General features: G+C 72.3%; 23 protein-coding genes. 11 read left to right on the forward strand and 12 right to left on the reverse strand.

The annotated features are described in order from the left end of the window. Positions 1–39: 39 nt before the first annotated feature. On the reverse strand, positions 40–2,178 hold the full coding sequence (locus tag G6N25_RS04105; protein ID WP_083073259.1) for an ATP-dependent DNA helicase UvrD2: 2,139 nt from the start codon (positions 2,176–2,178) through the stop codon (positions 40–42). A 260-nt stretch (positions 2,179–2,438) separates the two neighbouring features. On the opposite strand from G6N25_RS04105, the gene mrx1 reads away from it, so the two are divergent. Then, complete coding sequence (mrx1, locus tag G6N25_RS04110; protein WP_083073129.1) at positions 2,439–2,693, forward strand: mycoredoxin Mrx1; 255 nt, start codon at positions 2,439–2,441, stop codon at positions 2,691–2,693. Between the two features lie 25 nt (positions 2,694–2,718). Here the strand turns inward: mrx1 and nudC are convergent, their stop codons facing one another. From nudC to G6N25_RS04130, 4 genes are all read right to left on the reverse strand, one after another. Then, positions 2,719–3,642 (reverse strand): NAD(+) diphosphatase, encoded by a 924-nt coding sequence (gene nudC, locus G6N25_RS04115; protein WP_083073130.1) that lies wholly within the window; start codon positions 3,640–3,642, stop codon positions 2,719–2,721. 3 nt (positions 3,643–3,645) lie between these two features. Then, entirely contained in the window at positions 3,646–4,716 is a 1,071-nt protein-coding gene (locus G6N25_RS04120; RefSeq protein WP_083073131.1) for a potassium channel family protein, read from the reverse strand. An 83-nt stretch (positions 4,717–4,799) separates the two neighbouring features. Beyond that, on the reverse strand, positions 4,800–8,114 hold the full coding sequence (locus tag G6N25_RS04125; protein ID WP_083073260.1) for an ATP-dependent helicase: 3,315 nt from the start codon (positions 8,112–8,114) through the stop codon (positions 4,800–4,802). Then, the gene (locus tag G6N25_RS04130; protein ID WP_083073132.1) at positions 8,111–11,212 is read right to left on the reverse strand and encodes an ATP-dependent helicase; all 3,102 of its coding nucleotides are present in this window, start codon (positions 11,210–11,212) and stop codon (positions 8,111–8,113) included. The genes G6N25_RS04125 and G6N25_RS04130 overlap by 4 nt, the downstream gene beginning before the upstream one ends. 112 nt (positions 11,213–11,324) lie before the next feature. On the opposite strand from G6N25_RS04130, the gene G6N25_RS04135 reads away from it, so the two are divergent. Genes G6N25_RS04135 through G6N25_RS04145 form a run of 3 tightly spaced genes read left to right on the forward strand, consistent with a single transcriptional unit; the run spans position 11,325 to position 12,681 of the window. Beyond that, positions 11,325–11,537 carry a hypothetical protein gene (locus tag G6N25_RS04135; RefSeq protein WP_083073133.1) on the forward strand — a complete coding sequence of 71 codons (213 nt, stop codon included), beginning with the start codon at positions 11,325–11,327 and terminating at the stop codon, positions 11,535–11,537. Positions 11,538–11,584: 47 nt separating this feature from the next. Beyond that, on the forward strand, positions 11,585–12,370 hold the full coding sequence (locus G6N25_RS04140; protein ID WP_083073134.1) for an alpha/beta fold hydrolase: 786 nt from the start codon (positions 11,585–11,587) through the stop codon (positions 12,368–12,370). 2 nt (positions 12,371–12,372) lie between these two features. After that, complete coding sequence (locus G6N25_RS04145) at positions 12,373–12,681, forward strand: MGMT family protein (protein WP_083073135.1); 309 nt, start codon at positions 12,373–12,375, stop codon at positions 12,679–12,681. Here G6N25_RS04145 and G6N25_RS04150 read toward each other — a convergent pair. The 3 genes from G6N25_RS04150 to G6N25_RS04160 all read right to left on the reverse strand — a co-directional run bounded on the left by G6N25_RS04150 (position 12,678) and on the right by G6N25_RS04160 (position 16,048). Further along, positions 12,678–13,532, reverse strand: coding sequence for a TIGR02569 family protein (locus G6N25_RS04150; RefSeq protein WP_083073136.1), 855 nt, complete (start codon positions 13,530–13,532; stop codon positions 12,678–12,680). The genes G6N25_RS04145 and G6N25_RS04150 overlap by 4 nt on opposite strands. Before the next feature lie 36 nt (positions 13,533–13,568). Then, positions 13,569–14,744, reverse strand: a complete 1,176-nt coding sequence (gene moeZ / locus G6N25_RS04155; RefSeq protein WP_179961700.1) for an adenylyltransferase/sulfurtransferase MoeZ — start codon at positions 14,742–14,744, stop codon at positions 13,569–13,571. A 269-nt stretch (positions 14,745–15,013) separates the two neighbouring features. Continuing rightward, positions 15,014–16,048 (reverse strand): DUF3152 domain-containing protein, encoded by a 1,035-nt coding sequence (locus G6N25_RS04160; RefSeq protein ID WP_083073138.1) that lies wholly within the window; start codon positions 16,046–16,048, stop codon positions 15,014–15,016. Between the two features lie 210 nt (positions 16,049–16,258). Here G6N25_RS04160 and G6N25_RS04165 point away from each other — a divergent pair, with 210 nt between their 5' ends. Then, on the forward strand, positions 16,259–16,945 hold the full coding sequence (locus tag G6N25_RS04165; protein ID WP_083073139.1) for a TetR/AcrR family transcriptional regulator: 687 nt from the start codon (positions 16,259–16,261) through the stop codon (positions 16,943–16,945). On the opposite strand, the gene G6N25_RS04170 is transcribed toward G6N25_RS04165, so the two are convergent. Then, positions 16,932–17,204 carry a DUF3107 domain-containing protein gene (locus G6N25_RS04170; RefSeq protein WP_083073140.1) on the reverse strand — a complete coding sequence of 91 codons (273 nt, stop codon included), beginning with the start codon at positions 17,202–17,204 and terminating at the stop codon, positions 16,932–16,934. The two genes, G6N25_RS04165 and G6N25_RS04170, sit on opposite strands and share 14 nt — an antisense overlap. 204 nt (positions 17,205–17,408) lie before the next feature. Here G6N25_RS04170 and G6N25_RS04175 point away from each other — a divergent pair, with 204 nt between their 5' ends. Next, the gene (locus G6N25_RS04175) at positions 17,409–18,107 is read left to right on the forward strand and encodes an MmpS family transport accessory protein (protein ID WP_083073261.1); all 699 of its coding nucleotides are present in this window, start codon (positions 17,409–17,411) and stop codon (positions 18,105–18,107) included. Positions 18,108–18,116: 9 nt separating this feature from the next. Here G6N25_RS04175 and G6N25_RS04180 read toward each other — a convergent pair whose 3' ends face one another. After that, positions 18,117–18,824: a ferritin-like fold-containing protein gene (locus G6N25_RS04180; RefSeq protein WP_083073141.1), complete on the reverse strand. Its 708-nt coding sequence runs from the start codon at positions 18,822–18,824 to the stop codon at positions 18,117–18,119. A gap of 269 nt (positions 18,825–19,093) precedes the next feature. Here G6N25_RS04180 and G6N25_RS04185 point away from each other — a divergent pair, with 269 nt between their 5' ends. Beyond that, positions 19,094–20,602, forward strand: a complete 1,509-nt coding sequence (locus G6N25_RS04185; RefSeq protein WP_083073142.1) for a DEAD/DEAH box helicase — start codon at positions 19,094–19,096, stop codon at positions 20,600–20,602. Between the two features lie 16 nt (positions 20,603–20,618). Then, the gene (locus tag G6N25_RS04190; RefSeq protein ID WP_083073143.1) at positions 20,619–21,830 is read left to right on the forward strand and encodes an Rv3212 family protein; all 1,212 of its coding nucleotides are present in this window, start codon (positions 20,619–20,621) and stop codon (positions 21,828–21,830) included. A gap of 128 nt (positions 21,831–21,958) precedes the next feature. Here G6N25_RS04190 and G6N25_RS04195 read toward each other — a convergent pair whose 3' ends face one another. Next, complete coding sequence (locus G6N25_RS04195) at positions 21,959–22,759, reverse strand: ParA family protein (RefSeq protein ID WP_083073144.1); 801 nt, start codon at positions 22,757–22,759, stop codon at positions 21,959–21,961. 243 nt (positions 22,760–23,002) lie between these two features. On the opposite strand from G6N25_RS04195, the gene G6N25_RS04200 reads away from it, so the two are divergent. From G6N25_RS04200 to G6N25_RS04210, 3 genes are read left to right on the forward strand one after another with little or no spacing between them, the layout of a single operon-like run. After that, positions 23,003–23,614 carry an acid phosphatase gene (locus tag G6N25_RS04200; protein WP_083073145.1) on the forward strand — a complete coding sequence of 204 codons (612 nt, stop codon included), beginning with the start codon at positions 23,003–23,005 and terminating at the stop codon, positions 23,612–23,614. Next, entirely contained in the window at positions 23,611–24,708 is a 1,098-nt protein-coding gene (locus G6N25_RS04205) for an isochorismate synthase (protein WP_083073146.1), read from the forward strand. Before G6N25_RS04200 ends, G6N25_RS04205 begins: the two co-directional genes overlap by 4 nt. Next, positions 24,705–25,187: a GNAT family N-acetyltransferase gene (locus G6N25_RS04210; RefSeq protein ID WP_083073147.1), complete on the forward strand. Its 483-nt coding sequence runs from the start codon at positions 24,705–24,707 to the stop codon at positions 25,185–25,187. The genes G6N25_RS04205 and G6N25_RS04210 overlap by 4 nt, the downstream gene beginning before the upstream one ends. Here G6N25_RS04210 and G6N25_RS04215 read toward each other — a convergent pair. Next, complete coding sequence (locus tag G6N25_RS04215; protein ID WP_083073148.1) at positions 25,139–25,570, reverse strand: hypothetical protein; 432 nt, start codon at positions 25,568–25,570, stop codon at positions 25,139–25,141. The two genes, G6N25_RS04210 and G6N25_RS04215, sit on opposite strands and share 49 nt — an antisense overlap. Between the last annotated feature and the right edge of the window lie 45 nt (positions 25,571–25,615).

Consider the following 25,615-nt stretch of genomic DNA (forward strand, 5'->3'; position numbering starts at 1 on the left):
GGTGGTCACAACCGATTTTCTGACCTGGATGTTTGCCCGTCAGCGGGCCTGCCGGACCAGCTCCAGCACGTCGGGCCCGTACTGTTCGAGCTTGCGCGCGCCGATCCCCGGGATCGCGATCAGCGCCGCCTCGTCGTCGGGCAGCAGCTCGGCGATGGCGATCAGCGTGTTGTCGGTGAAGACGACATAGGCGGGCACGTTTTGTTCCTTGGCGACGTCGAGGCGCCACGCCTTGAGCCGCAGCAACAACTCCTCGTCGATGTCGGCGGCGCACGTTTCGCACCGCCGCAGCATGATGGCCGCCGGGGTGGTCAGGCTGTTGTTGCAGATCCTGCACCGCGTCGCGGCGCCGCGGTTGCGCCGCGATTTGGCCGGGGTCGGGTCGGCGCCCGCCTGTGGCGCGATGCCGTTGAGGAACCGCGACGGCTTGCGGCTCTGCCGCCCGCCCTGGCTTCGCGCCAGCGCCCAGCTGAGCGCCAAATGGACTCGGGCCCTTGTGATTCCGACGTAGAGCAGTCGGCGCTCCTCCTCGACCGCCTCGCTCTCGGCGCCGTGCGCCAGCGCGTGCGAGATGGGTAGGGTGCCGTCGGCCAGCCCGACGAGGAACACCGCGTCCCACTCGAGCCCCTTGGCGGCGTGCAGCGACGCCAGCGTGACGCCCTGGACCACCGGCGGGTGGCGCGCGTCGGCGCGCATCCGCAGTTCGGCCAGCAGCCCCTGGAGGTCGAGCTGCGGGCGCTGCGCCACCTCGTCGTCGACCAGTTCGGCCAGCGCGGTCAGCGCCTCCCAACGATCGCGGGCCCGGGTGCCGGTCGGCTCCCCGGCGGTCAACCCCAGCGGCTCCAGGGCGGCGCGGACCACGTCGGGCAGCGGACCGGCCAGGACTTGTTCGGAGCCCCGCTCGGCCGCGCGCTGCAGCGCCAGCAGCGCCTGCTTGATCTCCTGACGGTGGAAAAACCCCTCGCCGCCGCGGATCTGGTAGGTGATGCCCGCCTCGGTCAGCGCTTCCTCGTAGATCTCGGATTGCGCGTTGACCCGGTAGAGCACCGCGATCTCGGACGGCGGGGTGCCGGATTCGATCAGCCGGGCGATCGACTTCGCGACGGCGGCGGCCTCCGCGGATTCGTCGGGATGCTCGCGAAACGACGGAACCGGGCCCGGCGCACGCTGGCCGGACAGCTGCAGCTTGCTGCCGGCGACCCGGCCCCGGGCCGCGGCGATCACCTGGTTGGCCAGGGCCACCACCTGCGGGGTGGACCGGTAGTCGCGTTCCAGGCGCACCACCGTGGCGTCGGGAAACCGCCGCGAGAAGTCGAGCAGGAAGCGGGGTGTGGCCCCGGTGAACGAGTAGATCGTCTGGTTGGCGTCGCCGACGACGGTCAGGTCGTCGCGATCGCCCAGCCAGGCCGCGAGCATGCGCTGCTGCAGCGGGGTGACGTCCTGGTACTCGTCGACGACGAAGCAGCGGTAGCGATCCCGGAACTCCTCGGCCACGGCGGCGTCGTTCTCGATCGCGGCCGCGGTGTGCAGGAGCAGGTCGTCGAAGTCGAGCAGCGTCACGGCTTCGTCGCGGACCTTGAGGGCCTCGTAGGCGGAGTAGACGGCCGCGATCTGCGCGGCGTCCCTCGGGATGTCCCGGCCGGCGGCGGCGACGGCGGATGCGTACTGTTCGGGGCCGATCAGCGACGCCTTGGCCCACTCGATCTCCCCGGCCAGGTCGCGCACGTCGTCGGTGCTGACGTTCAGCCGGCAGCGGCTGGCGGCCCTGGCCACGACCGCGAATTTGCTGTCGAGCAGCTGCCAGCCGGTGTCACCGACCACCCGCGGCCAGAAGTAGCGCAGCTGGCGGTGGGCGGCGGCGTGAAAGGTCAGGGCCTGCACCGCGCCGACCTCCGCACCGGTGTGCGCGTCCGCCGCGAGCGCGCGCAGCCTGGAGCGCATCTCGCCCGCCGCGCGCTGGGTGAACGTGACCGCCAGGACCTGCCCGGGGGCGACGTGGCCACTCGCGACGAGCTGCGCGATCCGGTGCGTGATGGTGCGCGTCTTGCCCGTTCCGGCGCCCGCCAGCACACAGACCGGCCCGCGGGGGGCCAGCACGGCTTCGCGCTGCTCGTCGTCCAGCCCGGCGGTCAATGGGTCCGGAACGGTCGGCGCGGGGACCAGCGACGTGGTATCCATCTTGGCGTCCATAATGCTTGGCTTCCATAGTGGCAGGCGTGGCCGACAAACCGGGTGCGGCGCACGCGGTGGTGGTCCGGGTCACACCGGCGATACCCCGCCGGCCGTGCCCACGGCGCGCCGAAATCTGCGTTAGCGCGGGAAAGTTCGAGTGGGCCGCACGGTAGCGTCGATCTCGACGCGGTTCAACGCGGGAAAGGCAACCCTCGAACCGCGGCGCCACGCGGAATGCATCGTCTTTAGGTTACGTTTGACGCGCTATGACGAACGCCTCGCTCACCGTTTACACGACCTCGTGGTGTGGTTACTGCCACCGGCTCAAGACGGTGCTGAAATCGAGTGGAATCCCCTACGACGAGGTCGACATCGAGCAGGACCCGGCGGCGGCGGAGTTCGTCGGCTCGGTCAACGGCGGCAACAGGACGGTCCCGACGGTGCGGTTCGCCGATGGGTCGACTCTGACCAACCCGAACGCCGCCCAGGTCAAGGCGAAGCTGGCCGAGGTCGCCGGCTAAGGGCGGCGGGCCGACTCACTCGGCCTCACTCGACGGCGGCCCAGGATTCGATGATCACGCGCGCGATCGAAATCGATCCGGGCAGAAGGAGTTTCGAGTTCGAGGCGCTGCTCCAGTCGCCGGCGGCGAGCGCCGCGCGGACCTCGTCGCGGGTGAACCAGGACGCCTCGGCGATCTCGCCGTCGTTGAAGGAGAATTCCTCGGCCGGGTCGCCCAGGGCGTGGAAGCCGACCATGAGCGAGCGGGGGAACGGCCACGGCTGGCTGCCCAGGTAGCGCACGTCGCGCACGGTCAGGCCGATTTCCTCGCGGATCTCCCGAGCGACGCAGACCTCGAAAGACTCGCCGGCCTCGACGAATCCGGCCAGCAGCGAAAACATCCGCTCCGGCCACACCGCCTGGCGGGCCAGCACCGCGCGGTCACCGCCGTCGTGGACCAGGCAGATCACCGCCGGGTCGATGCGCGGGAACTCCTCATGGCCGGTGACCGGGTTGACCCGTGACCAGCCCGCCCGGGCCGGTCTCGTCGGGGAGCCGTCCACCGCGCTGAACCGGGCCCTGTCATGCCAATTCAGCAGCGCGACGGCCGAGGACACCAGTTGGCCGCTGGTGTCGTCGAAGATCGGGCCGAGGCCGCGCAGGTTCACCACCTCGGTTTCGACGTCGGGGTCCTCGGGCGCTTGCAGCGCACCCCGGACGGCCCAGACGTGGCGGCCGTCCTCGACGCGGCCCAGGAACACCGCGTCCGGCGGCGGCTTGTCGGCCAGTGCGGCGGCGGCGCCGAGCACCACCCGCCCGTCGGCGACCAGCACCTGGTTGCGCGAATCCACCCGCAGCAGGGCCGCTTCCGCCCATCCCGCGGTGGCCGCCTCGACGTCGGTGCGCAGCTGATCGGCCCGGTCGGCGCCGACGCGCGACAGCAACGGAACGCTCCGCAGCTGAAAGTCCACGGGCTAATGCCCCGCGTGCCGGATGTAAAGCAGCCGGTCGCTCGCCTCGATGGCGTCCACCTCGGGGGCGCCGATGCGCAGCAGGTGGCCGTCGCGGACCACGCCGAGCACGATGTCGCGCAGATGCCGTGGGGATCCGCCGACTTCGGCCGGCTCGACCTCGCGTTCGGCGATGGCCAGCCCCGCGTCCGGCGTCAGCAGATCCTCGATCATCTCCACGACGCTGGGCGTGGTGGTGGCGAGGCCGAGCAGCCGGCCGGCGGTTTCCGAGGAGACCACGACGGAGTCCGCGCCCGATTGCTGCAGCAGGTGCTGGTTCTCGGCCTCCCGGATCGACGCCACGATCTTGGCCTTGGGCGCGATCTCCCGCGCCGTCAGCGTGACCAGCACGGCGGTGTCGTCGCGGCTCGTGGCCACGATGATCGACGCCGCGTGTTGCGCGCCGGCCAACCGCAGCACGTCGGATCTGGTGGCGTCGCCGTGGACGGTGACCAGGCCGGCCGTCGCGGCGTGTTCGAGGGCGGACCGATCGGTGTCGACGATGACGACCTCGCCCCGGGCCTCCTCGTCGCCGAGGATGGCGGCGACCGCCGTTTTCCCCTTGGTGCCGTAGCCGATCACGATGGTGTGGTTGCGCACTTTGCTCCTCCAACGCTGGATCTTCCACGCCTGCCGGGACCGCTCCGAGAGCACCTCGAGCGTCGTGCCGACCAACACGGCCAGGAACGCGATCCGCAGCGGCGTGAAGACGACGGTGTTGACCAGACGCGCGGCTTCCGAGTACGCGGTGATGTCGCCGTAGCCGGTCGTCGACAGCGACACCGCCGAGAAGTACAGGCAGTCCAGGAAAGTCAGGTGCTCGCCCCGCACATCGCGATAGCCGTCGCGATCCAGGTACACGACGACGGTGGCGGCGAGCAACACCAGCAACGCGATGACCACCCGGCGCGCGATGACCCGGATGGGGCTGGCGTGGTCTTCGGGGATGCGCAGGACGCCGACGAGCTGATGACCGGGTTGTGCGGTCAGGGTTTCGTCGAGACCGCTGAGCTTGCGCGCCCTACCGCTGGCCACGGCGGCCCGTCCCTGCGCACCAGACACGCACGACTGACAATGTAACCACGACGGCGGGCCGCCCAATACTCGGGCGGCGCACGTCACGCCCGCACGGGGCCGCGGTCGGCAGGGCCCGCCAGCAACCCGGCCAGCTCGGCGGGATCGGGCAGTTCGTCGGGCGTGACCGTCGCACCGGTGCGCACGTAATGGAAGGCGGTGCGCACCGACGATTCCGGCGCTCCGGACAAGGCGGCCCACGCCAGGCGGTAGACGGCGAGCTGGACGGCGGCCTGCCGCATGGCTTCGGCCCCGCGCGGCGGCTCACCGGTCTTCCAGTCCACGACGGTGGCGCCGCCATCGGGATCGGCGAACACCGCGTCGATGCGCCCGCGCACGAGGGTATCGCCGATCGGCATCTCGAAGGGCACCTCGACGGCGACGGGAGTGCGGGCCGCCCAACGCGATTCGGCGAACGCCGCCTGCAGCGCGGCCAATTCCCGGGGGTCGCCGATGTCGGAGTCCGCCGCGCCCGGCAGGTCGCCGAGGTCGAACAGCGAGTCGGCGCCGTAGAACCGCTGGACCCAGGCGTGAAAAGCGTTGCCCAGCAAGGCGTGAGGGTCGGGGCGCGACGGCAGCCGATGCCTCAGCCGCTGGGCCGCGGCGGCCGGGTCACGCGCCAGGTCCACCAGACCGCTGACCGACAGCTGGCCGGGCAGGGCGTGGGCGGGCGGGGTTTCCGACCGTGCCCGCTCGGCCAGCAAGGCGTCGACGTCGGCGGCCCAGGGGGCATCGTCGGCGCCGGCCTCGGCGGTGCCGGCCGACATGGCCTTGGCCACCAGCGCCGCCCCGCGTTCGACGTCCGCGCGGCGCGCGGCCAGCGGGTCGGCGGGCCAGGTCGCTTCGATCACGCTGTTGCGCAGCGGGTTTCGCTCGCCGTCGGCGGGCGCGGGCGCCCACTGCTCCACCACGCCGCAGGGATCGCCGGCGGCGGCCGAGCCGTCGATGATGTCCTTGATTTCGCACAGGAAATCTGACGGCCCCCGCGGTTTGACTCCGGTGGAGCCCCACTGATGGCCGGACACCAGCAGGGTGTCCTCGGCCCGGGTGATGGCGACATACAGCAGTCGGCGTTCCTCGTCGACGCGCCGCTGCTCGAGCTGGCGGCGATGCTCGAAGATCTTGTCCGACAGCTGCTTTCGATTGGTGACGTCCGAGGTGTCCAGCACCGGGATGCCCAGAGATCCCGCCGACGCCCGGTCGCCGCGCAACAGCGGCGGCAGCTCGGCGGCGTCGGTGAGCCAGGTGCTCCGCGACGCGGTCGACGGAAAGATCCCGCCCGACAGGTGCGCCACCGCGACCACCTGCCACTCCAGACCCTTCGCGGAGTGCACCGTGAGGACCTGGACCCGGTCGGGCGCGACGGCCGGCGGGGCGGGCGGCAAACCGTTTTCGACCGCCTCGGCGGCGTCCAGGTAGGCCAGCAGGCCGGCCACCGATGCGGTCGATGCGGTCGCCGGCGCGTCCGTCGCGCGGGCCGCGGCGCCCGTTCGTTCGGCGTAGCCGGCGACGACGTCGGCGAGCGCGTCGAGGTGTTCGGCGCCGGCCCAGCCGGCGGAGATCCCCGCCGCGGCCCGGGCCTCGCAGTCGACGCCGAGCACGCGGCGCACCTCGGCGACCAGGTCGGGCAGGGAGTGGCCGAGGTGGCCGCGCAGCGCGCTCAGTTCCGCGGCCAGCGCGGTGATCCGCCGGTGCCCCGCGGCCGAGTACGAGCCGGGCGGGCCGGGATCGCTGATCGCGTCGGCCAGGCACGCGCCGTCGGCTCCGATGTCGGAGGATCCCGCCGCCCTCGCGATCGCCTCCGGCGACGGCGTCTCATCCGACCGCGGCCCGCCACCGAGGGCCAGCGCCCGGCGCCACAGCGCGGCGACGTCGCGACCACCGAGGCGCCACCGCGGGCCGGTCAGCACCCGCAGCGCCGCCGCGCCGGCCGTCGGGTCGGCGACCAGCCGCAGCATGGCGACGACGTCGGCGACCTCGGGGATCGACAGCAGCCCGGCCAGCCCCACCACCTCGACGGGGATTCCGCGGGCGCGCAGGGCGTCGGCGACGGGCGCGGCGTCGGCGTTGCGGCGCACCAGCACCGCGGCGGTCGGCGGGCAGACGTCGTCGGCCCGGGCCCGCCGGTAGTGCCCCTCGAGCTGGTCGGCGATCCATTCGCGCTCGGCGGCCACGTCGGCGAGCAACGCGCAGCGGACGGTGCCGGGCGGGGCGTCCGGGCGCGGGCGCAGCGCGTGCACCGCCACCGACCGTCGCCGCGCCTCCGCCGAGACGGCGTTGGCCACCCGCAGGGCGCGGGGCGGGTTGCGCCAGCTGGTCCGCAGCTCGAGGACGGGCGCGGGGGTGCCGTCGGAGCGGGGGAAGTCGGTGGTGAACCGCGGCAGGTTGGTCGCCGAGGCGCCGCGCCAGCCGTAGATCGACTGGATCGGGTCGCCGACCGCCGTCAGCGCCAACGCGTCGTCGCCGTCGTCGTGGCCGCCCCCGAACAGGGCCGACAGCGCGATGCGCTGGGCGTGCCCGGTGTCCTGGTACTCGTCGAGCAGCACCACCCGGTAGCGTTTCCGCAGGTCTTCGCCGACCTGTGGAAACGCCGACGCCAGCCGCGCGGCCGAGGCCATCTGGGCGCCGAAGTCCATCACCTTCGCGGCGCGCATCCGCTCGTGCAGCGCGTCGAGCAGCGGCACCAGCTCGGCGCGCTCGGTCTGGGTGGCCAGCAGCCGCAGCAGCCACTGGTTGGGTCCGCGGTCGCGCTGGTAGGGGCCCGCCGGCAGGGTGTGGATCAGCCGTTCCAGCTCGACGTGGGTGTCGCGGAGCTGGCGGGTGTCGACCAGGTGCTCGGCCAGCTGGCCCCTCAGCCGCAGCACCATCGAGGTGACCGCGGCCGGGGTCTTGTCGGTGCGCAGCTCGCCGCGGTACCCGCTGACCACGTCGAAGGCCAGCTGCCATAGCTCGGTCTCGCCGAGCAGCCGGGTGTCGGGCTCGACGGGCAGCAGCAGGCCGTAGTCGCGCAGCAGCGAGCCCGCGAAGGCGTGGTAGGTGCTGACCACCGGGGTGCCCGCCGGTTCGGCGACCGCGGGGCCGGTGCCGGACAGCCGGGCCAGCCGGGACCGGACCCGGCGCAGCAGCTGGCCGGCCGCCTTGCGGGTGAACGTCAACCCCAGCACCTGGCCGGGTTCGGCGTAGCCGTTGGCGACGAGCCACACCACCCGCGCGGCCATCGTCTCGGTTTTGCCGGCGCCGGCGCCGGCGATGACGACCAGCGGGCCGGGCGGGGCGGCGATGACGGCGGCCTGCTCGGCGGTGGGCGGGAAAAGCCCCAGCGCGCAAGCCAATTCGGCCGGGCTGTAGCGCGGGTTCACGACGCTGACCCGTCGGCGTGGGCCGGGCAGCCCGGCCGTATCGGGCAGTGCGCGCAGCCGTCGTTGCGCCGGGCGATGAACCGCGGCCCGGCCGTCGCGTCGGCGGCCAGCCGGACGAGGTCGCGCCATTCGTCGCGGGCGGCCGCCGTCAGGGGATCCTGCTCGCGCACGGTCACGCCGGTGGCCCCCGGCCTGCCCAGGTAGACCAGCCGCCCGCCGCCGGGCTCCGTGCCGGCGGGGAAGGCGGGGAACAAGCCCTCGGCGACCGCCAGCTGGTACATCGCCAGCTGGGCGTGTTGTTGGGCGTCGTCCTTGCTGACCGGCGTCTTGCCGGTCTTGATGTCGACGATCACCGGCCGGCCGGCCCCGTCGCGTTCCAGTCGGTCGACGCGGCCGCGCAGCCGGATTCCGCCGCCGTCGCCGCGCGGCGTCGGCAGGGTCGCGTCGACCTCGACCTCGACGCCGACCTCGGTCAGTTCGCCGCGGGTCCGCGCCCGCCACTCGACGAATGCCTCGATCATCGCGCGGTGGCGGGCCAGCTCGTTGGCCGAATGCCAGTCGGCGTCGAAGGGCAGGTGCTTCCAGGCCCGGTCCAGTTCGGCCAGCAACTCCGATTCGCTTTTGTTCGGCTCGGCGATCAGCGCATGCAGCACCGAGCCGATGGTGGACCGCAGATCGCGCGCGTTCGTCCCGCCGTGCCGTTCGGCCAGCCAGCGCAGCGGGCAATCGTTGAGCGTCTGCAGGGTCGACGGCGTCAGCGTGACGAGGTCGCCGCCGCCCCGCAGCGGTTCGGTGGTGCTGACCGGGATCAGGCCGTGCCAGCCGGCCGGGTCGGCGCCCGGCACGCCGGCTTTGGCCAGCCGGGCCAATTGCGTTGCCGCGCAATGGCGGGTGGCGTCGTCCACGGCGCCCTCGGGCGCGCACACCACGCCGCGCAACCGGCCCACCAGCGCGGCCGTGGACAGCACCCGAGGCGCCGAGACCGGTTGCGCGTCAACGGGATCGCCGTCACCGTCGGCCCACTGCGCGATCTCGGCGAAGAACGCCGACGGCAGCGCCGCCTCCCCGTCGGCCCCGCCGGTGTCGCCGTCTGCGGCCGTCACCAGCAGCCGGCGCCGGGCCCGGCCCATCGCCGCCACCAGCAGCCTGCGCTCCTCGGCCAGCAGCGGCGCCCGCGCCGAGGCGTCCTCGGTGACGCCGTCCAGCGCGTCGAGCAAGCGCTGGGTGCCCAGCACGCCGCCCCGCGGAATCGTGTTGGGCCACAGGCCGTCCTGCAGCCCCGCGACGACCACGAAGTCCCATTCGTGTCCGAGCGCGGCGTGGGCGCTGAGCACCCGGACCTGCTGCACCTCCGTCGCCGGCTCGGGGTTGGCGCTCGGCAGTCGCAGCGCCGCGACGTGCTCGACGAGCCCGCGCAGCGACGCGCCCGGCGTGCGGGACACGTAGTGGTCGGTGACGTCGAACAGGGCGGTCACCGCCTCCAGGTCCCGGGTCGCCTGGGCGCCGGCGGGGCCGCCGCGCTCGGCGGCCGACAGCCAGCGACGCTGCAGACCGGACCGGTGCCAGGCGGCCCACAGGGTGTGGCGCGGGTCTTGGCCCTCGCGGTGGCAGCGCGCGGCCGCGTCCAGCACCGCACGCACCCGCCGCAGCGGGCGGGAGCGCGCGTCGGCGCGCAGCGCCCCGGCCAGGAGACCCCCGGGGTCGCCCGGCGGACGGTCCGGGTGGGCGCGCAGCAGGGTGCGGCGCAGCTGCCGAAGCGACACCGGATCGACGTGGCCGATGGGCCCGGTCAGCAAGGCCAGCGCCCGGGCGTCGTCGAGCCCGTCGGCGGTGGCAGCCAGGACGGTGAGCAGCGCCCGGGCCGCGGGCTCGTCGGCCAGCGGTCCGCCGTGCGGCGGCGCCGCGACCGGCACCCCGGCGGCGGCCAGGGCCCGTGGCAGCCGCGCGCCGGCCCGCGGCACCGACCGGACGATGACCGCCATCTGCGACCAGGGAACCCCGTCGATCAGGTGCGCGCGCCGCAGCGCGTCGGCGATCATGGCCGCCTCCGCGTGCGCCGAGGCGGCCAGGCGCACGGTGACCGAGCCGTCCTCGGCGCCGGCGCCGTCGATGTGCCTGCCGGCGCTGGTGCCGGGCAGCCGGCCCGCGATGCCGCTGACGACGCGCGCCACGGCCGGCGCGCAGCGATGCGACACCGTCAGCGTCACCGACGGCGAATCGTCGGCCAACAACCCGGAGGCCTCGCCGCCCCGGAAGCCGAACACCGCCTGGTTGGGGTCGCCGGCGATCAGGGTCACATCGGCGCCCGCGGCCAGCACCCGGACCAGGCGGGCCGCCTGCGGGTCGAGTTGCTGGGCATCGTCGATCAGCAAGACGCGGATGCGGGCGCGTTCGGCCGCGAGCAATTCCGGGTCGACCGCGAACGCCTCCAGCGCGGCACCCACGAGTTCGGCCGCGCCCAGCGCCGGCGTCGTCGCCTGCAGCAGCATCACCTGCTCGTACTGTCGCGCGAATCGACCCGCGGCGGCCCATTCCGGACGCCGGCACTGACGGCCCAGCCGCTCCAGCTCCCGCGGCTCCACGCCGCGTTCGGCGCAGCGCGCCATCAGGTTTCGCAGTTCGGTGGCGAAGCCGGCGGTGCTCAGGGCGGGCAGCAGGTGGGCCGGCCACGCGGTGGCCGCACGCGGGCCGTCCTCGAGGTCACCGGCCAGCAGCTCCCGGATGATCGCGTCCTGCTCGGCGCTGGTGACCAGCCGGGGCGGCGCGTCGCCGGCACGCTCGGCGGCCCGCCGCAGGACCGCGTACGCGTAGCCGTGCACCGTGCGCACCAGCGGCTCGCGGACGGCGGTCCGGCCGCCGCCGGCGCGCCGCGACCGCAGCAGCGCCATCGTCAGCGCGCTGCGCGCCCGCACCCCGATCCGGCCCGAACCGGTAAGCAGCAGGACCGATTCCGGATCGACACCGGCGCCGATCCAGGCGACCGCGGCGTCGACCAGCAGGCCGCTCTTGCCCGTGCCGGGCCCGCCCAGCACTCGCACCCGCCCGCGCAGGTCGGGCGCCAGAACCGCGCGCGCCTCGGCGTCCCAGGTGTACGACATGGCTGCATGCAATCACGGCGGTCTGACAAGTAGGTCCGCCCGCCGGATGCTGGATCCGGATACTGGACGTCAGACAGCCGAAACGCCCCGCGAGGTGAGAAGGGATTGGATCGTGAACGACGTCGAGGGCTCGCACTCTCCCGGTCCCGGGGACGGGGTGCCCGAGGCGGACGCGGCCGAGCAGCGGCAGGTTATCGACGACGACGAGGCCGGCCTGGACACCGCGTACCTGGAGGCCGCCACCGATCGCGATGCCGACGAGGCCGACGTGATCGAGCAGGCGATCGTCGTCCCCACCGACGACGATTGGGATGACGCTCCCTGAGCCGGGCGCCCGGCGACACCGGTGATGCCACCTGGCACCATCGACGGGTGATCGCCGACCTGCACGTGCACCGCTACGGTCCGGCCGGTCCGGTGCGGATGCTCGCCATTCACGGCCTGACCGGTTACGGCGGGCGCTGGCGGCACCTGGCCGGCCACCTGCCCGAAATCGCCGTCGCCGCACCAGATTTGGTGGGCCACGGCAGGTCATCGTGGGCGGCGCCGTGGACCATCGACGCCAACGTCTCGGCGCTGGGGGCGCTGCTCGACGACGAGGCCGGCGCGCCGGTGCTGGTGGTCGGGCACTCGTTCGGCGGCGCGCTGGCGATACATCTGGCCGCGGCCCGCCCGGACCGGGTGGCGGCGCTGCTGCTGCTCGACCCGGCGGTCGGGTTGGACGGCGGCTGGATGCGCGACATCGCCCACGCGATGTTTTCCTCCCCCGACTACCCCGACGCCGCGGAGGCCCGCGCGGAAAAGGCGGCCGGCTCCTGGGCGGACGTGGACCCCGCGCTGCTCGACACCGAGATCGCCGAGCACCTGATCGAGCTGCCGAACGGGCGCCGCGGCTGGCGCGTCAGCCTGCCGGCGGTGATGTCGTACTGGAGCGAGCTGGCCCGCGACGTCGTGCTGCCGCCGGCCGGAACTCCCACGGTGCTGGTGCGGGCGAAGCAAACCTCGCCGCCGTACGTCAGCGACCGGCTGATCGCGGGACTCGAGCAACGCCTGGGGCCCGATTTCGAGCTGCTGGATTTCGACTGCGACCACATGGTGCCCTACGCCAGGCCGACCGAAGTCGCGGCACTGGCGCGCACGCTGTTGGAAGCCCGCTGACCGTGGCTCCGGTGACCGACGAGCAGGTCGAGCGGGTGCGGTCGCTGGTCGCGGCGATACCGTCCGGCCGCGTCGCCACCTATGGCGACATCGCCGCCGTCGCAGGGCTTTCCAGCCCGCGCATCGTCGGATGGATCATGCGGACCGACTCCTCGGACCTGCCGTGGCACCGCGTGATCACCGCGTCCGGGCGGCCCGCGCGGCATCTGACCACCCGGCAGCTGGAGTTGCTGCGCGCCGAAGGCGTCCTCGCCGCCGACGGCAAGGTCGCGCTGAACGACGTCCGCTACGAGTTCCCGTCCGGCGCTTAGAGCACCAGCCGGACCAGGGCCGCGGTGCGGGCCAGACCCGGGAACGCCTCGGCGGTCGACCGCGGGTGCAGCGCGTGGACCGCCAGGCGAAACATCAACGCCCGCAACAACATCTGCGGCCACTCCGGCAGGGCGTTCCAGCGTTCGATGAGCCCGTCGTCGGCCTCGCCCCAGGACAGCGCGTCGACGACCACCACGCCCGCGGCCCACGACGCGGGGCGCCAGTAGGGCGTGATGTCGGTGATCCCCGGCGCCGCCGTGCCGATGAAAAGCACTGTGCCGTAGAGGTCTCCGTGCACCAGCTGGTTGGGGCTCTTGGTCGGCCGCCGCAGGGTGGCGAGCTGGTTGATCAGCTCGACCGATCGCTCGCTGTCCGCCGAGGGTGGCGCCGTCCGCGTGCCCGGCGGCACCGAGGCCAGCGGGCGTTCCTCCCAGGCGGCGCGGTCGGCGGCGATGAAGACGTCGACGTCCCCCCAGGGCGCGGTGGGCCCCTGGGTCAGGAAGCGGGGGCGTTCCAGTTTGCCGGTCGCCTCGTGCAGGCGCACCGCCGCCGAGACGACCTCGTCATGCCGGGGCTCCGGCGTGCCGGCGACGAAGGTATCCGCCCGCCACCCCGACACCACGTATCGCCCGTCGGTCGAGCGGACCGGCCGGGCCAGCCGCACCCCGTCGACGAACAGCGTCTCCCGCACCCGGGCCGACCAGGCCGCGCGGGCGTGGTCGGCCACGATCGACAAGACGACTTCGCCGCATCGCCAACCGCCTTCCCAGCCGGCACCCAGGGCGACGGGCTTCGTACCGGTCAAACCGAACGCCGCCAGCACATGCTCCGGCGGTGGCTCGAGATTCACACGGGTAGCCTAGACGAGCTAAGCCGGGGCATCGGGTCAGTACATCACCATGTCGGGTTGCATCTGTTTGGCCCACGCCACGATGCCGCCCTGCAAATGGACCGCGTCGGAAAATCCGGCCTTCTTCACCGCGGCCAGCGCCTCGGCCGAGCGCACGCCCGTCTTGCAGTACAGCACCGGCATGCGGTCGTGCGGCACCTTGGCCAGGCCTTCGCCGGAGTTGATCGACGACTGCGGGATCAGCTGGGCGCCGTCGATGTGCACGATGTCCCATTCCACGGGCTCGCGCACGTCGATCAGGGCCAGCTTCGTGCCGGAATCCAGCAACTCGCGCAACTCGCGCGGGGTGATGGTCGAGCCGGTGGCCGCCTGGGCAGCATCGTCGGACACCACGCCGCAGAATTCCTCGTAGTCGATCAACTCGGTGACCTTCGGCGTGGACGGGTCCTTGCGGATCCTGATCGTGCGGTAGCTCATCTCGAGGGCGTCGTAGATCATCAGCCGGCCGAGCAGCGGCTCGCCGATCCCGGTGATCAGTTTGATCGCCTCGGTGCCCATCACCGACGCGACCGACGCGCAGATGATGCCCAGGACGCCGCCCTCGGCGCAGGACGGGACCATGCCGGGCGGCGGCGGCTCCGGGTAGAGGTCGCGGTAGTTCAGGCCCCGCCCGTCGGGGGCGTCCTCCCAGAACACCGAGACCTGGCCCTCGAACCGGTAGATCGACCCCCACACGTAGGGCTTCTTCGCCAGCACGGCGGCGTCATTGACGAGGTACCGGGTGGCGAAGTTGTCGGTGCCGTCCACGATGAGGTCGTACTGCCCGAACAGGTCGACGGCGTTGCTACGGTCCAGCCGGAACTCGTGCAACCGCACGTCGACCAGCGGGTTGATCGCGACGATGGAGTCGCGCGCGGACCGGGCCTTGGATCGTCCGACGTCGGCGGTGCCGTGGATGATCTGGCGCTGCAGGTTGGACTCGTCGACGACGTCGAAGTCGACGATGCCGATGGTGCCGACGCCGGCCGCGGCCAGGTACAGCAACGCCGGCGCGCCCAGGCCCCCGGCGCCGATCACCAGCACCCGCGCGTTCTTGAGCCGCTTCTGACCGTCGACGCCCAGGTCGGGAATGATCAGGTGGCGGCTGTAACGGGCCACCTCGTCGCGACTCAGCTGGTGTGCGGGCTCGACCAATGGCGGCAGTCCTGGCAGTGATGTCTGGCTTGTCGACACCGAACATCTCCTCGGTTGGCTTCGCGATCAAGTTCTGGTGCGTCGTCCAACGTCCATCACAGCAGTTGGCGTAGACGACGGCAATGAGGTCAACGCCCGGGCCGCCGGGGTTGTTTCCCGGGATGACGCCGTCGAGCGTCACGCCAGCGTGGCAGTCGACGTCGAGCGCCACGCTGGCGTGACGCTCGCGGCGCCGACGGCGCCAGGAAAGCGGCGGCGCCCGAAGCGGCGCCAGGGATGCGGGCTCGTCAGGCGATCGGATACGGCCACGGGTTGAATCGGCACGTCTTCCCGTCGGCCTTGACGAAGTCCGGGTCGAACTTGGCGGCGTCGTCGTTGGACGTGGAGAACGTCTGCTGCATCATCACCGGCGCCAGACCGCCCTGCTGTTCGCAGGGCTCGTGCCGCACGTACCCGATGGCGTGGCCGACCTCGTGGTTGATCACGTACTGCCGGTAGGAGCCGATGTCGCCCTCAAAGGGAACGGCCCCGCGCACCCAGCGGGCCTCGTTGATGAAGACCCGCGCCTGCCGGTCGGCCCCGTATACCGGGTTGTAGCAGGACGTCTCCAGCCGGAATTCGTAGCCGCACCCCTCGCGCACCGTCACCGGGGACACCAGCGAGATGCGGAAGTCGGGCTTGCCCCCGCCGCTCCCGTCGACCCGGACGAACGCGAATTGCGGGTTGTGCGTCCACCCCTTGGGATTGGCCAGCGTCTGGTCGACCATCTGGGCGAAGGCGTCGTCGCCGCCGAACATGGTGGGGTCGATGCCGTTTTCGACCTCGACGGTGTAGTGGAACACCTTGGCGGTGCCCTGACCGATCTGCGGTGTCACGCCCGGCACGATATGCCAGGTCTTGTCGCCCGCCTCGGTGAACGGGCCGCCGTCCGGCAGCGTCCCGGCCGGCAGATTGGCGTCGAAGGCAGCGAGCCCGCGGGGCGGCGCGTCGATGATCGAGGTGCCCACCGCGCCGATGTCCGGTGGGCCCTGGATCTGTTGAGTCGCAGCCGGTTTCGGCGCACCGGTGCCGGTCACCGCCTGGTAGATCACCAGCGCGGAGAGCGCGACCAGGGCGGGCAACGCATACGCGCGCCAGCCGTAAGTGGATAGGAACCGTCCCAGCCAGGTTTGTTTGCGCCATTGGCGCGGCCGCTCGCGGTCGGCCCGGGCGCGTCCGGCGTCCCGGGCGAGGGGATCACGCAGTGCCCGAAGCGGTTCTCGCCACTCGTCACGCAGCATCGGAGCTCGACCGGTGCCGTGCCCGGGCCGCTGGGACGTCATTTCCCCAGGATCGCACAGCCGACACCGCGACCGCCCTTGGCGCGCCCGAACGCACCGCGCGACACCGCCTCTGCCAGCGCCGATGGCGGCGATGCCAATCGCGAAGCCGACACGAGTAGTAATGTCTGTGCGACGAGCCGCGTGCGGCTGGCCCCCGGAGGTGTCCGAAGGCCGGTCGCCGACGATCAGAGACGATCAGATGAGGACTGGATGAGCGATCTCGCCAAGGCGGCGGCACGGCGTGCCGTCAAACCGGCCGACCGGTCGCGGCCGGGCGACGGCACGGCGACCGCCAACCGCCGCGGCAACCGGCTGCCCCGCGACGAGCGTCGCGGCCAATTGCTGATTGTCGCCAGCGACGTCTTTGTCGATCACGGCTACCACGCCGCCGGCATGGACGAGATCGCCGACCGGGCGGGGGTCAGCAAACCCGTTCTGTATCAACATTTCTCGAGCAAGCTGGAGCTGTATTTGGCGGTGCTGCAGCGGCACGTCGAGAACCTGGTCTCCGGCGTGCAGCAGGCATTGAGCACCACCACCGACAACCGGCAACGCCTACACGCGGCGGTCCAGGCGTTTTTCGACTTCATCGAGCACGACAGCCAGGGTTACCGGCTGATCTTCGAGAACGACTTCGTCACCGAGCCCGAGGTCGCCGCGCAGGTGCGGGTCGCCACCGAATCGTGCACCGACGCCGTGTTCGACCTGATCAGCGCCGATTCCGGGCTGGACCCGCATCGCGCCCGGATGATCGCCGTCGGACTGGTCGGCATCAGCGTCGACTGCGCCCGGTACTGGCTGGACTCCGACCGTCCGATTTCCAAGTCGGACGCCGTCGAGGGCACCGTCCAGTTCGCCTGGGGCGGGCTCTCGCACGTCCCGCTTACTCGCCCTTAGCGGCCTTTCCCGCGGCCCGTGCGGCCGATTCCGCGCCGATCCCGAAACCGACCCGGGGGGCGTCGGCGGCACCGATCTCGACATAGGCGACCTTGGCCGCCTGGATCAGGAAGCGACGGCCCCTCTCGTCGCTCAGGCTGAGCAGGCCCGGGCTTTCGCGCAGCGCGGCCGCAACGAGTTCTTCGACCTCGGCGGGCGTCTGAACACTGGAGATGACCAGCTCGCGCGGACTGTCCGTGATACCGATCTTGACCTCCACGCTGGCCCCTTTCGTTGGTCGTGACGTCGTAGGCGTGTCAGCAGCAGGCTAGTGGACGCCCCGGCGGTGTATCGCGCCCCGGCCCCGGCCGGGTTGTTCGCGGTCAGCGAAAGAGGGCGCCGGAAGATAACGATTCGCTCCCAGCTGGGCCAAGATGCCGCACGCCACCCGGTCACCATTACTCACATCAGTAACATCGGCATCATCAGAAACACGCTCACCGACCTCGACGGCCTGGTCCACGACTACCCCGACGAGAGCTATGACGGAGCCGACACCGACATCCGGGACGGCTACGGCGAGCTGGCCTGGCCGTCCGACACCCGGTGGCGCCCGGTGGTGGCGATCCTGGGCGCCGTGGTGGCCCTCGGCGCCGTCGCGACCGCGGTCATCATCAACAGCGGCGACAGCGCGTCGACCAAGGCGACCGTGGGACCGCCGGCTCCCCGGACGCTGACGACCGCGCCCCCAGCTCCCAGGACAACGGCCCCGCCCGGCGCGTCGACGAGCCACCCGCGGGCGACCCCGTTACCGCCCGAGACGGTCACCACCTTGGCCCCGCCCAGCGCCTCGCCGAGCCCGGTGCCCGCCGCGCCGCCTCCCCTGGCCGCGGCGGCGCCGCCCGCGCTGAACCCGCGCACCGTCATCTACAGCGTGACCGGCACGAAACAACTCCTGGACCTGGTGAACGTCGTCTACACCGATGCCCGGGGCTACCCGCAGACGGAGTTCAACGTGTCGCTGCCGTGGTCGAAGGTGATCGTCCTGAACCCCGGCGTCCAGACCCAGTCGGTGGTCGCGACGAGCTTCTACGGCCGGCTTGACTGCGCGATCCTCAACGCCGCCGGTCAACCGGTGGTGGTGTCGGCCAACAACGGGATCATGGCGACCTGCACCCGCTGAGCGGTCAGCTCAGCTCAGGCCGAGCTCGCGCATCCGCCGGTCGTGCGTCTGTTGCAGGCGGTCGAAGAACGCACCGAGCTGGCCCAGGCCGCCGGCGCCCGAGACCACCAGATCGACCAGCTCGTCGTGCTCGGCGAGCACGTACTGGGCCTGGGTGATCGCCTCGCCGAGCAGGCGACGAGACCACAGCGCCAGCCGGCTGCGCTGCTTGCCGCTGGCGGTCACGGCGGCGCGCACCTGGGCGACGACGAACTGCGAATGCCCGGTCTCCGACAGCGCCGCCCGCACGACGTCGGCGACCTCGTCGGGCAGCCCGTCGGCGATCTCCAGGTAGAGGTCGGCGGCCAGGGCATCCCCGACGTAAGTCTTCACCAGGGCTTCCAGCCACGTACTCGGCATGGTCAGCCGGTGGTAGTTCTCCAGGGCCGAAACGTACTTCGCCATCGCCGACACCACGTCGACGCCGCGGCGTTCCAGGGCGTCGCGCAGCAGCTCGTAGTGCTTCATTTCGGCGGCGGCCATGCTGGCCATCGAGATCCGTCCCCGCAGGTCGGGCGCCATCCGCGCCTCGTCGGTGAGCCGGTAAAACGCGGCGACCTCGCCGTATGCCAGCACGGCGAACAGTTCGTTGACGCCCGGATGATCCGCCGACAGCCGCGAGGCGCTCGAATCGTCCACCCGGTCGGCGGAGGACGGATTGTAGGTGGGCCGGCTCATGGCAACACTCTAGTCGGCGGACCCGGCGGAAAATGGGCACCGGCTGTCGACCAGCTATCATGGCCGTAGGTATTGGCTGTATTTCCCTTACCGCCAATGCCGGCGAAATGTGCGTGCACAGCTGGCCCGCTTGGCCCGAGCCTCGCTCGGACCGGGCGGTGGCCGCGATTCGGCGACGTATTCGGAGTCGGAACTCGTGCGCGCGTGACCGCGACAGAGAAACACCGACATGACACCGATACCGTCACCGAAAGGCTTGTCACTACCGTATGACGACACTTACCAACACAACTGAACCAGCATTCGCCGCACTTGGCGTCCGAGACGAAATAGTCCGCGCGCTCGCGGAAAAGGGCATCGAACGCCCTTTTGCCATCCAGGAACTGACCCTGCCGCTGGCGCTCGCCGGCGATGACGTCATCGGTCAGGCCCGCACCGGCATGGGCAAGACCCTGGCGTTCGGCGTGCCGCTGCTGCAGCGCGTCACTGATGGCACGGCCGCCAGGCCGCTCACCGGCACCCCGCGGGCGCTGGTCGTGGTGCCCACCCGGGAGCTGTGCATGCAGGTCACCGACGACCTGGCCGCCGCCGCGAAGTACCTGACCGCCGAGGGGGGCCGCCGGCTGGCGGTGGTGTCCATCTACGGGGGACGCGCCTACGAGCCGCAGATCGAGGCGCTGCGGTCCGGCGCCGACGTCGTGGTCGGCACCCCCGGCCGGCTGCTCGACCTGTGCCAGCAGGGCCACCTGCAGCTGGGCGGGCTGTCGATGCTGGTCCTCGACGAGGCCGACGAGATGCTCGACCTCGGCTTCCTGCCCGACATCGAACGCATCCTGCGCCAAATCCCCGCCGACCGCCAGTCGATGCTGTTCTCGGCGACCATGCCGGGCCCGATCATCACGCTGGCCCGCACGTTCATGAACCAGCCCACCCACATCCGCGCGGAAGCGCCGCACTCCGCCGCCACCCACGACACCACGGAGCAGTTCGTCTACCGGGCCCACGCGCTGGACAAGGTGGAGCTGGTGAGCCGGGTGCTGCAGGCGCGCGACCGCGGCGCGACGATGGTCTTCACCCGCACCAAGCGCACCGCGCAGAAGGTCGCCGACGAGCTGGCCGAGCGCGGTTTCGCGGTGGGCGCCGTGCACGGTGACCTCGGTCAGATCGCCCGCGAGAAGGCGCTCAAGGCCTTCCGATCGGGGGACATCGACGTCCTGGTCGCCACCGACGTCGCCGCCCGCGGCATCGACATCGACGACGTCACCCACGTCATCAACTACCAGTGCCCCGAGGACGAGCAGGCCTACGTGCACCGGATCGGCCGCACCGGCCGCGCCGGCAAGACCGGGGTCGCGGTCACCCTGGTGGACTGGGACGACCTGCCCCGCTGGGGAATGATCGACAAGGCGCTGAGCCTGGGCTCCCCCGATCCGGCCGAGACCTACTCCAGCTCGCCGCACCTGTACGCCGAGTTGGGCATTCCCGACGAGGCGAGCAGCAAGGTCGGCGCGCCGCGCAAGTCACCGGTCAAGCGCCGCGACACCGAACGCAAAGGCCAGGGTTCGGAGAAGTCCGGCCGGGCGCGCTCGGGGACGAGGCGCCGCCGCACCCGGGCTGGCCAACCCGTCACCGGGCATCCCGCCGGCGGCGCGGCCGGTGCCGACGGTGACGCCGCGGCGCAGACGCCGTCAACCTCGCCGGCCGGCAACGCCGGGACCGGCCGGCGCCGCCGTCGGCGCCGCAAGCCCGCCGAGGCCACCGCCGCGCACGCCAACTGAGCGTCGCCGCCGACGCATGGTCAGACCCGAACGCCGGACCGGGGGCGACATTGTGGCCGCCGCGGCGATCGTGGTCGTCGTCGCCGCGGTCGCGTCGCTGATCTGGTGGACCAGCGACGCCCGGGCGACCATCAGCCGGCCGGCCGCCGTTCCGGTGCCGAACCCGACGCCGGCCCGCGAGGTGCCGGCCACCCTGCGCCAGCTGTGGACCGCCAACAGCCCGATGACCAGCACCCCCGTGGTGGTGAGCGGGACGGTCGCCACCGGGGACGGGCGCCGGGTCGACGGGCGCGACCCGGGCACGGGCGAGTCCCGCTGGAGCTACGCGCGCGACAGCGACCTGTGCGGGGTGTCCTGGCTCTACCACTACGCCGTCGCCGTCTACAAGGACGACCGCGGGTGCGGGCAGGTCAGCACCCTCGATGGGGCCACGGGCCGGCGCGGGGCCGCCCGCAGCGGCTACGCCGATCCGCGGGTGCGGCTGTCCTCCGACGGGACGACGGTGTTGTCCGCCGGCGACACCCGGCTGGAGCTGTGGCGCTCGGACATGGTGCGGATGCTGGCCTACGGCGAGACGGACGCGCGGGTGAAACCGTCGGCGCGCGGGCTGCACTCCGGCTGCCGGCTGGTCTCGGCGGCGGCCAGCTCGTCGGCGGTGTCGGTGCTGGAAAGTTGCGCGCAGCAGGCCGACCTGCGGCTCGTCCTATTGCGTCCCGGCAAGGAAGACGACGAACCCCAGCAACACGTGGTGTCCGAACCCGGGATCGGCGCCGACTCGGGCGCCCGCGTGCTGGCCGTCTGGGAGAACAACACGGCGGTGTACCTGCCCGGCCCGCGGCCCCGGGTCGAGGTGGTCGACGACGCGGGGACGACCGTGGCCAGCACGCTGCTGCCCAAGCCGCCGTCGAACTCGGCGGTGTCGCAGTCGGGCAACCTGGTGTCCTGGTGGACCGGCGATTCCCTGATGGTGTTCGAGGCGAACAGCCTGGCGCTGCGCTACACCATCGCCGCGGGCGAGAAGACCGCGCCGTTGGGACCGGGCGTGATGATGGCGGGCCGGTTGCTGGTGCCGGTCACCGGCGCGATCGGGGTCTACGACCCGGTCAGCGGCGCGAACGAGCGCTACATTCCGGTGGACCGAGCGCCGAGCGGTTCCGCGGTGATCCCGGCCGTTTCGGGATCCAGGGTGTTCGAGCAGCGCGGCGACACCGTGGTGGCCCTGGGCTGACGCTCCTGGGGCGCTCCTGGGGCGCTCCTGGGGCGCGGCCTGGGGCGCTCCTGGTGCGCGGCCGAGCAGACGCAGAGTCGCACGAAATCGCGCGTCAGCGTGCGACTCTGCGTCTGCTCGCGAGGGGGCTACACCTCGACGGCGAACGTCGGCAGCGGTTTGCCGGTCTTCCAGTGCTTGAGCAACGCCCGCGCCAACTCGGCGTACGCCGCCGCGCCCTTGTTCTTCCGCCCGGCCATCACCGACGAGCCCGAGGCGCTGGCCTCGGCGAAACGCACGGTGCGCGGGATCGGCGGGGCGAGCACCGGCAGGTCGTAGCGGTCCGCGACGTCGAGCAGCACGTCGCGGGTGTGGGTGGTGCGGGAGTCGTACAGCGTCGGCAGCGCGCCCAGCATCCGCAGGTCCGGGTTGGTGATCTGCTGGACGTCGGCGACCGTGCGCAGGAACTGGCCGACGCCGCGGTGCGCGAGCGTCTCGCACTGCAGCGGCACGATGACCTCGTCGGCGGCCGTCAGCCCGTTGAGGGTGAGCACCCCCAGCGACGGCGGGCAGTCGATGATCATCACGTCGAACTGGTCGGCGAGCTTGGCCAGCGCGCGTTTGAGCGCGTATTCGCGGCCGGCCCGCATCAGCAGCATCGCCTCGGCGCCGGCCAGGTCAATGTTGGCCGGCAGCAGCGTCATTCCCTCCATCGTCGTGACCAGCGCGGCGTTCGGCTCGACCTCGCCGAGCAGGACCTCGTGGACGGACACCGCCAGTTTGTCGGGGTCTTGGCCGAGCGAGAATGTCAAGCAGCCCTGCGGGTCGAGGTCGACGAGCAGCACCTGCCGGCCCGCATCCGCCATCGCCGCGCCCAGCGAGGCGACGGTCGTCGTCTTGGCCACGCCACCCTTCTGGTTGGCCACCGCCAGTACCCGGGTCTTAGTCACAGGCGCAGCTCTCCCCCGCAAGCGGGTGGTGCCCCCACCTCATCGCGCTCTCCCCTCTACATCGTCGCCGCGCGGGTCACAGGCGCAGCTCTCCCCCGCAAGCGGGTGGTGCCCCCACCTCATCGCGCTCTCCCCTCTGCCTCGTCGCCGCGCGGTCTAGTGCCATCCTGGCATGTTCGGTCGCCGCGCGCTTCGGGCAGTGACTCCCGCGGGGCGGCGCGTCGTCCGGCAGAATCGTTCCCCATGGGCTTGCACAATCACCGCCTGGTGCTGCTGCGCCACGGCGAGACCGAGTGGTCGAAATCCGGGCAGCACACCGGGCGCACCGACATCGAACTGACCGATGCCGGCCGGCTGCAGGCCGAGCTTGCCGGGCACGTCCTGCGCGAACTGAATCTCGCCGACCCGCTGGTGATCAGCAGCCCGCGAATACGGGCGCTGACCACGGCCAAGCTGGCCGGGCTCAGCGTCGACGAGGTGTCCGGGCTGCTCGCCGAATGGGATTACGGTTCCTACGAGGGGTTGACGACCCCGCAGATCCAGGAATCGGTTCCCGATTGGCTGATCTGGACGCACGGTTGTCCCGGCGGCGAGAGCGTGGCGCAAGTCAGCGACCGCGCCGATCGGGCCGTCGCACTGGCGTTGGAGCACATGGCCTCGCGCGACGTGATATTCGTGGGCCACAGCCACTTTTCCCGCTCGGTGATCACCCGCTGGGTCGAGCTGCCGCTCGCCGAGGGCAGCCGCTTCTGGATGCTCGCCGGCTCGATCGCCGTGTGCGGGTTCGAGCATGGCGTGCGCCAGCTCGCCGCGCTCGGATTGACCGGCCTCCCGCAGGCGATCGCGCCCGGGTGAGCGCCGAACCGGCGTTCGCGCTGTGCGGCCCGGGGGGGACCCTGGTCGCCGACGGGGCGCACAGGCGCTACCGCGACGTGCGGGCGGCCCACGCCGCGCTGCGCTCCGGAGAGGCGCCAATGGTGTTGGGCGCGTTGCCTTTCGACGTGGACGGGCCCGCGGCCCTGCTGGTGCCCGACGCGATGCGCTCCGCCGATCGGCCACCCGACTGGCCGACGGGCCCGCTGCCGCCGGTGCGCATCGCCGCCGCCGTGCCGCCGCCCGCCGACTACCGGGACCGGATCGCCCGCGCGCGCGATGAGCTCGCCGCGGCGGGCAACCCGCTGCGCAAGGTGGTGCTGTCCCGCGCCCTGCGACTGGTCGCCGACGCCCCGCTGGACGCCCGCGTCATCCTGCGCCGGCTCGTCGCCGCCGACCCGGCCGCCTACGGCTATCTGGTCGACCTGAGCGCCGCCGGCGACGACTACGCGGGCGCGGCGCTGGTGGGCGCCAGCCCCGAGCTGCTGGTGGCGCGCTCCGGCGAGCGCGTCGTGTGCCGGCCGTTCGCCGGTTCGGCCCCCCGCGCCGCCGACCCGGACGTCGACGCCGCCAACGGCGCAGCGCTGGCCGATTCGGCCAAGGACCGCCACGAGCATCGGCTGGTGATCGACGCCATGCGGGCCGCCCTGGAGCCGCTGTGCGACGACCTGACGATCGCCCCCGAACCCCGGCTGAGCCGCACCGCGGCCGTCTGGCACCTGTGCACCCCGATCGGCGGTCGGCTGCGCGACAGATCAACCACCGCAATCGATTTGGCGCTGGCGCTGCACCCCACCCCGGCGGTGGGAGGGGTGCCGACGAAGGCCGCGACCGAGCTCATCGCCGAGCTGGAGGGCGACCGCGGATTCTATGCCGGCGCCGTCGGCTGGTGCGACGCCGCCGGCGACGGCCGCTGGGTGGTGTCTATCCGCTGCGCGCAGCTGTCGGCGGATCGCCGCACCGCGCTGGCGCGCGCCGGCGGGGGCATCGTCGCCGAATCCGACCCGGACGACGAAGTCGCCGAAACCACAACGAAATTCGCCACCATGCTGAACGCGCTGGGGGTTGGGCAATGAGTGCAAACGTTCGCCGCGCCGCGCCGGGGGACGCCGCCGATATCACCGACATGATCCACGCGCTGGCCGAATTCGAACGCGCCGCCGACCACTGCACCGTCACCGAAACCCAAATATCCACAGCGCTTTTCGGCAACGCACCCACCGTGCACGGCCACGTCGCCGACGTCGACGGCGAAATCGCCGCCATGGCACTGTGGTTCGTCAACTTCTCCACGTGGGACGGCGTCGCGGGCATCTACCTCGAAGACCTGTTCGTGCGGCCGCGGTTTCGCCGCCGCGGCCTGGCCCGCGCGCTGCTGGCGGCCCTGGCCCGCGAATGCCTCGACAACGGCTACACGCGATTGTCGTGGGCGGTACTGAACTGGAACTCCGATGCCATCGCGCTGTACGACGGGATCGGCGCTGCGCCGCAGCGTGAATGGACCACCTATCGGCTGTCCGGTCCGCGGTTGGCCGAGCTGGCCGGGCCGCGCTGATCGCCGCCGGCGGCCCAGCGCACCGCCGCGGGACTGAAGAGCAGGATCAGCGCGGTCGCCGCCACGATGCCCACCGGAATCCCGAAGGCCGGCCGGTGCGAGCCCACCGCGAGGTACCACGCCACGGGCAACAGCAGCAGCTCGGTGACCACCGCCAGCCCGCGGCCCCAGCGCTTGCCGGCCACCAGCGCGCGTCCGGCCGCGAGCACCACGCCGCCGACCAGGACGAACCAGATCGCCGTGCCGAGGCCGTTGACCACACGCTGGTCGGCCCCCGCGATCCCGCGCGCCACCAGCACCGCGGCCACCACCAGCGCGGCCACGCCCTGCGCCGCGACGATCAGACCGGCGCCGCGCACCGCGGCCGGGGCAGGAAGCGTCACAGCGTCAGCTTAGTTTCGCCCTCGGCTGCCCGGCGTGGCCGCGGC

It is taken from the genome of Mycobacterium heidelbergense (assembly GCF_010730745.1).
Classification (GTDB): domain Bacteria; phylum Actinomycetota; class Actinomycetes; order Mycobacteriales; family Mycobacteriaceae; genus Mycobacterium; species Mycobacterium heidelbergense.

Coding starts and splice junctions, on each gene's coding strand:
- G6N25_RS04185 (WP_083073142.1), top strand. CDS start 19,094: ATGACGACACTTACCAACACAACTGAACCAGCATTCGCCGCACTTGGC.
- G6N25_RS04130 (WP_083073132.1), bottom strand. CDS start 11,212: ATGTCGTACACCTGGGACGCCGAGGCGCGCGCGGTTCTGGCGCCCGAC.
- G6N25_RS04105 (WP_083073259.1), bottom strand. CDS start 2,178: ATGGATACCACGTCGCTGGTCCCCGCGCCGACCGTTCCGGACCCATTG.
- G6N25_RS04190 (WP_083073143.1), top strand. CDS start 20,619: ATGGTCAGACCCGAACGCCGGACCGGGGGCGACATTGTGGCCGCCGCG.
- G6N25_RS04210 (WP_083073147.1), top strand. CDS start 24,705: ATGAGTGCAAACGTTCGCCGCGCCGCGCCGGGGGACGCCGCCGATATC.
- mrx1 (WP_083073129.1), top strand. CDS start 2,439: ATGACGAACGCCTCGCTCACCGTTTACACGACCTCGTGGTGTGGTTAC.
- G6N25_RS04165 (WP_083073139.1), top strand. CDS start 16,259: ATGAGCGATCTCGCCAAGGCGGCGGCACGGCGTGCCGTCAAACCGGCC.
- G6N25_RS04180 (WP_083073141.1), bottom strand. CDS start 18,824: ATGAGCCGGCCCACCTACAATCCGTCCTCCGCCGACCGGGTGGACGAT.
- G6N25_RS04160 (WP_083073138.1), bottom strand. CDS start 16,048: ATGACGTCCCAGCGGCCCGGGCACGGCACCGGTCGAGCTCCGATGCTG.
- G6N25_RS04200 (WP_083073145.1), top strand. CDS start 23,003: ATGGGCTTGCACAATCACCGCCTGGTGCTGCTGCGCCACGGCGAGACC.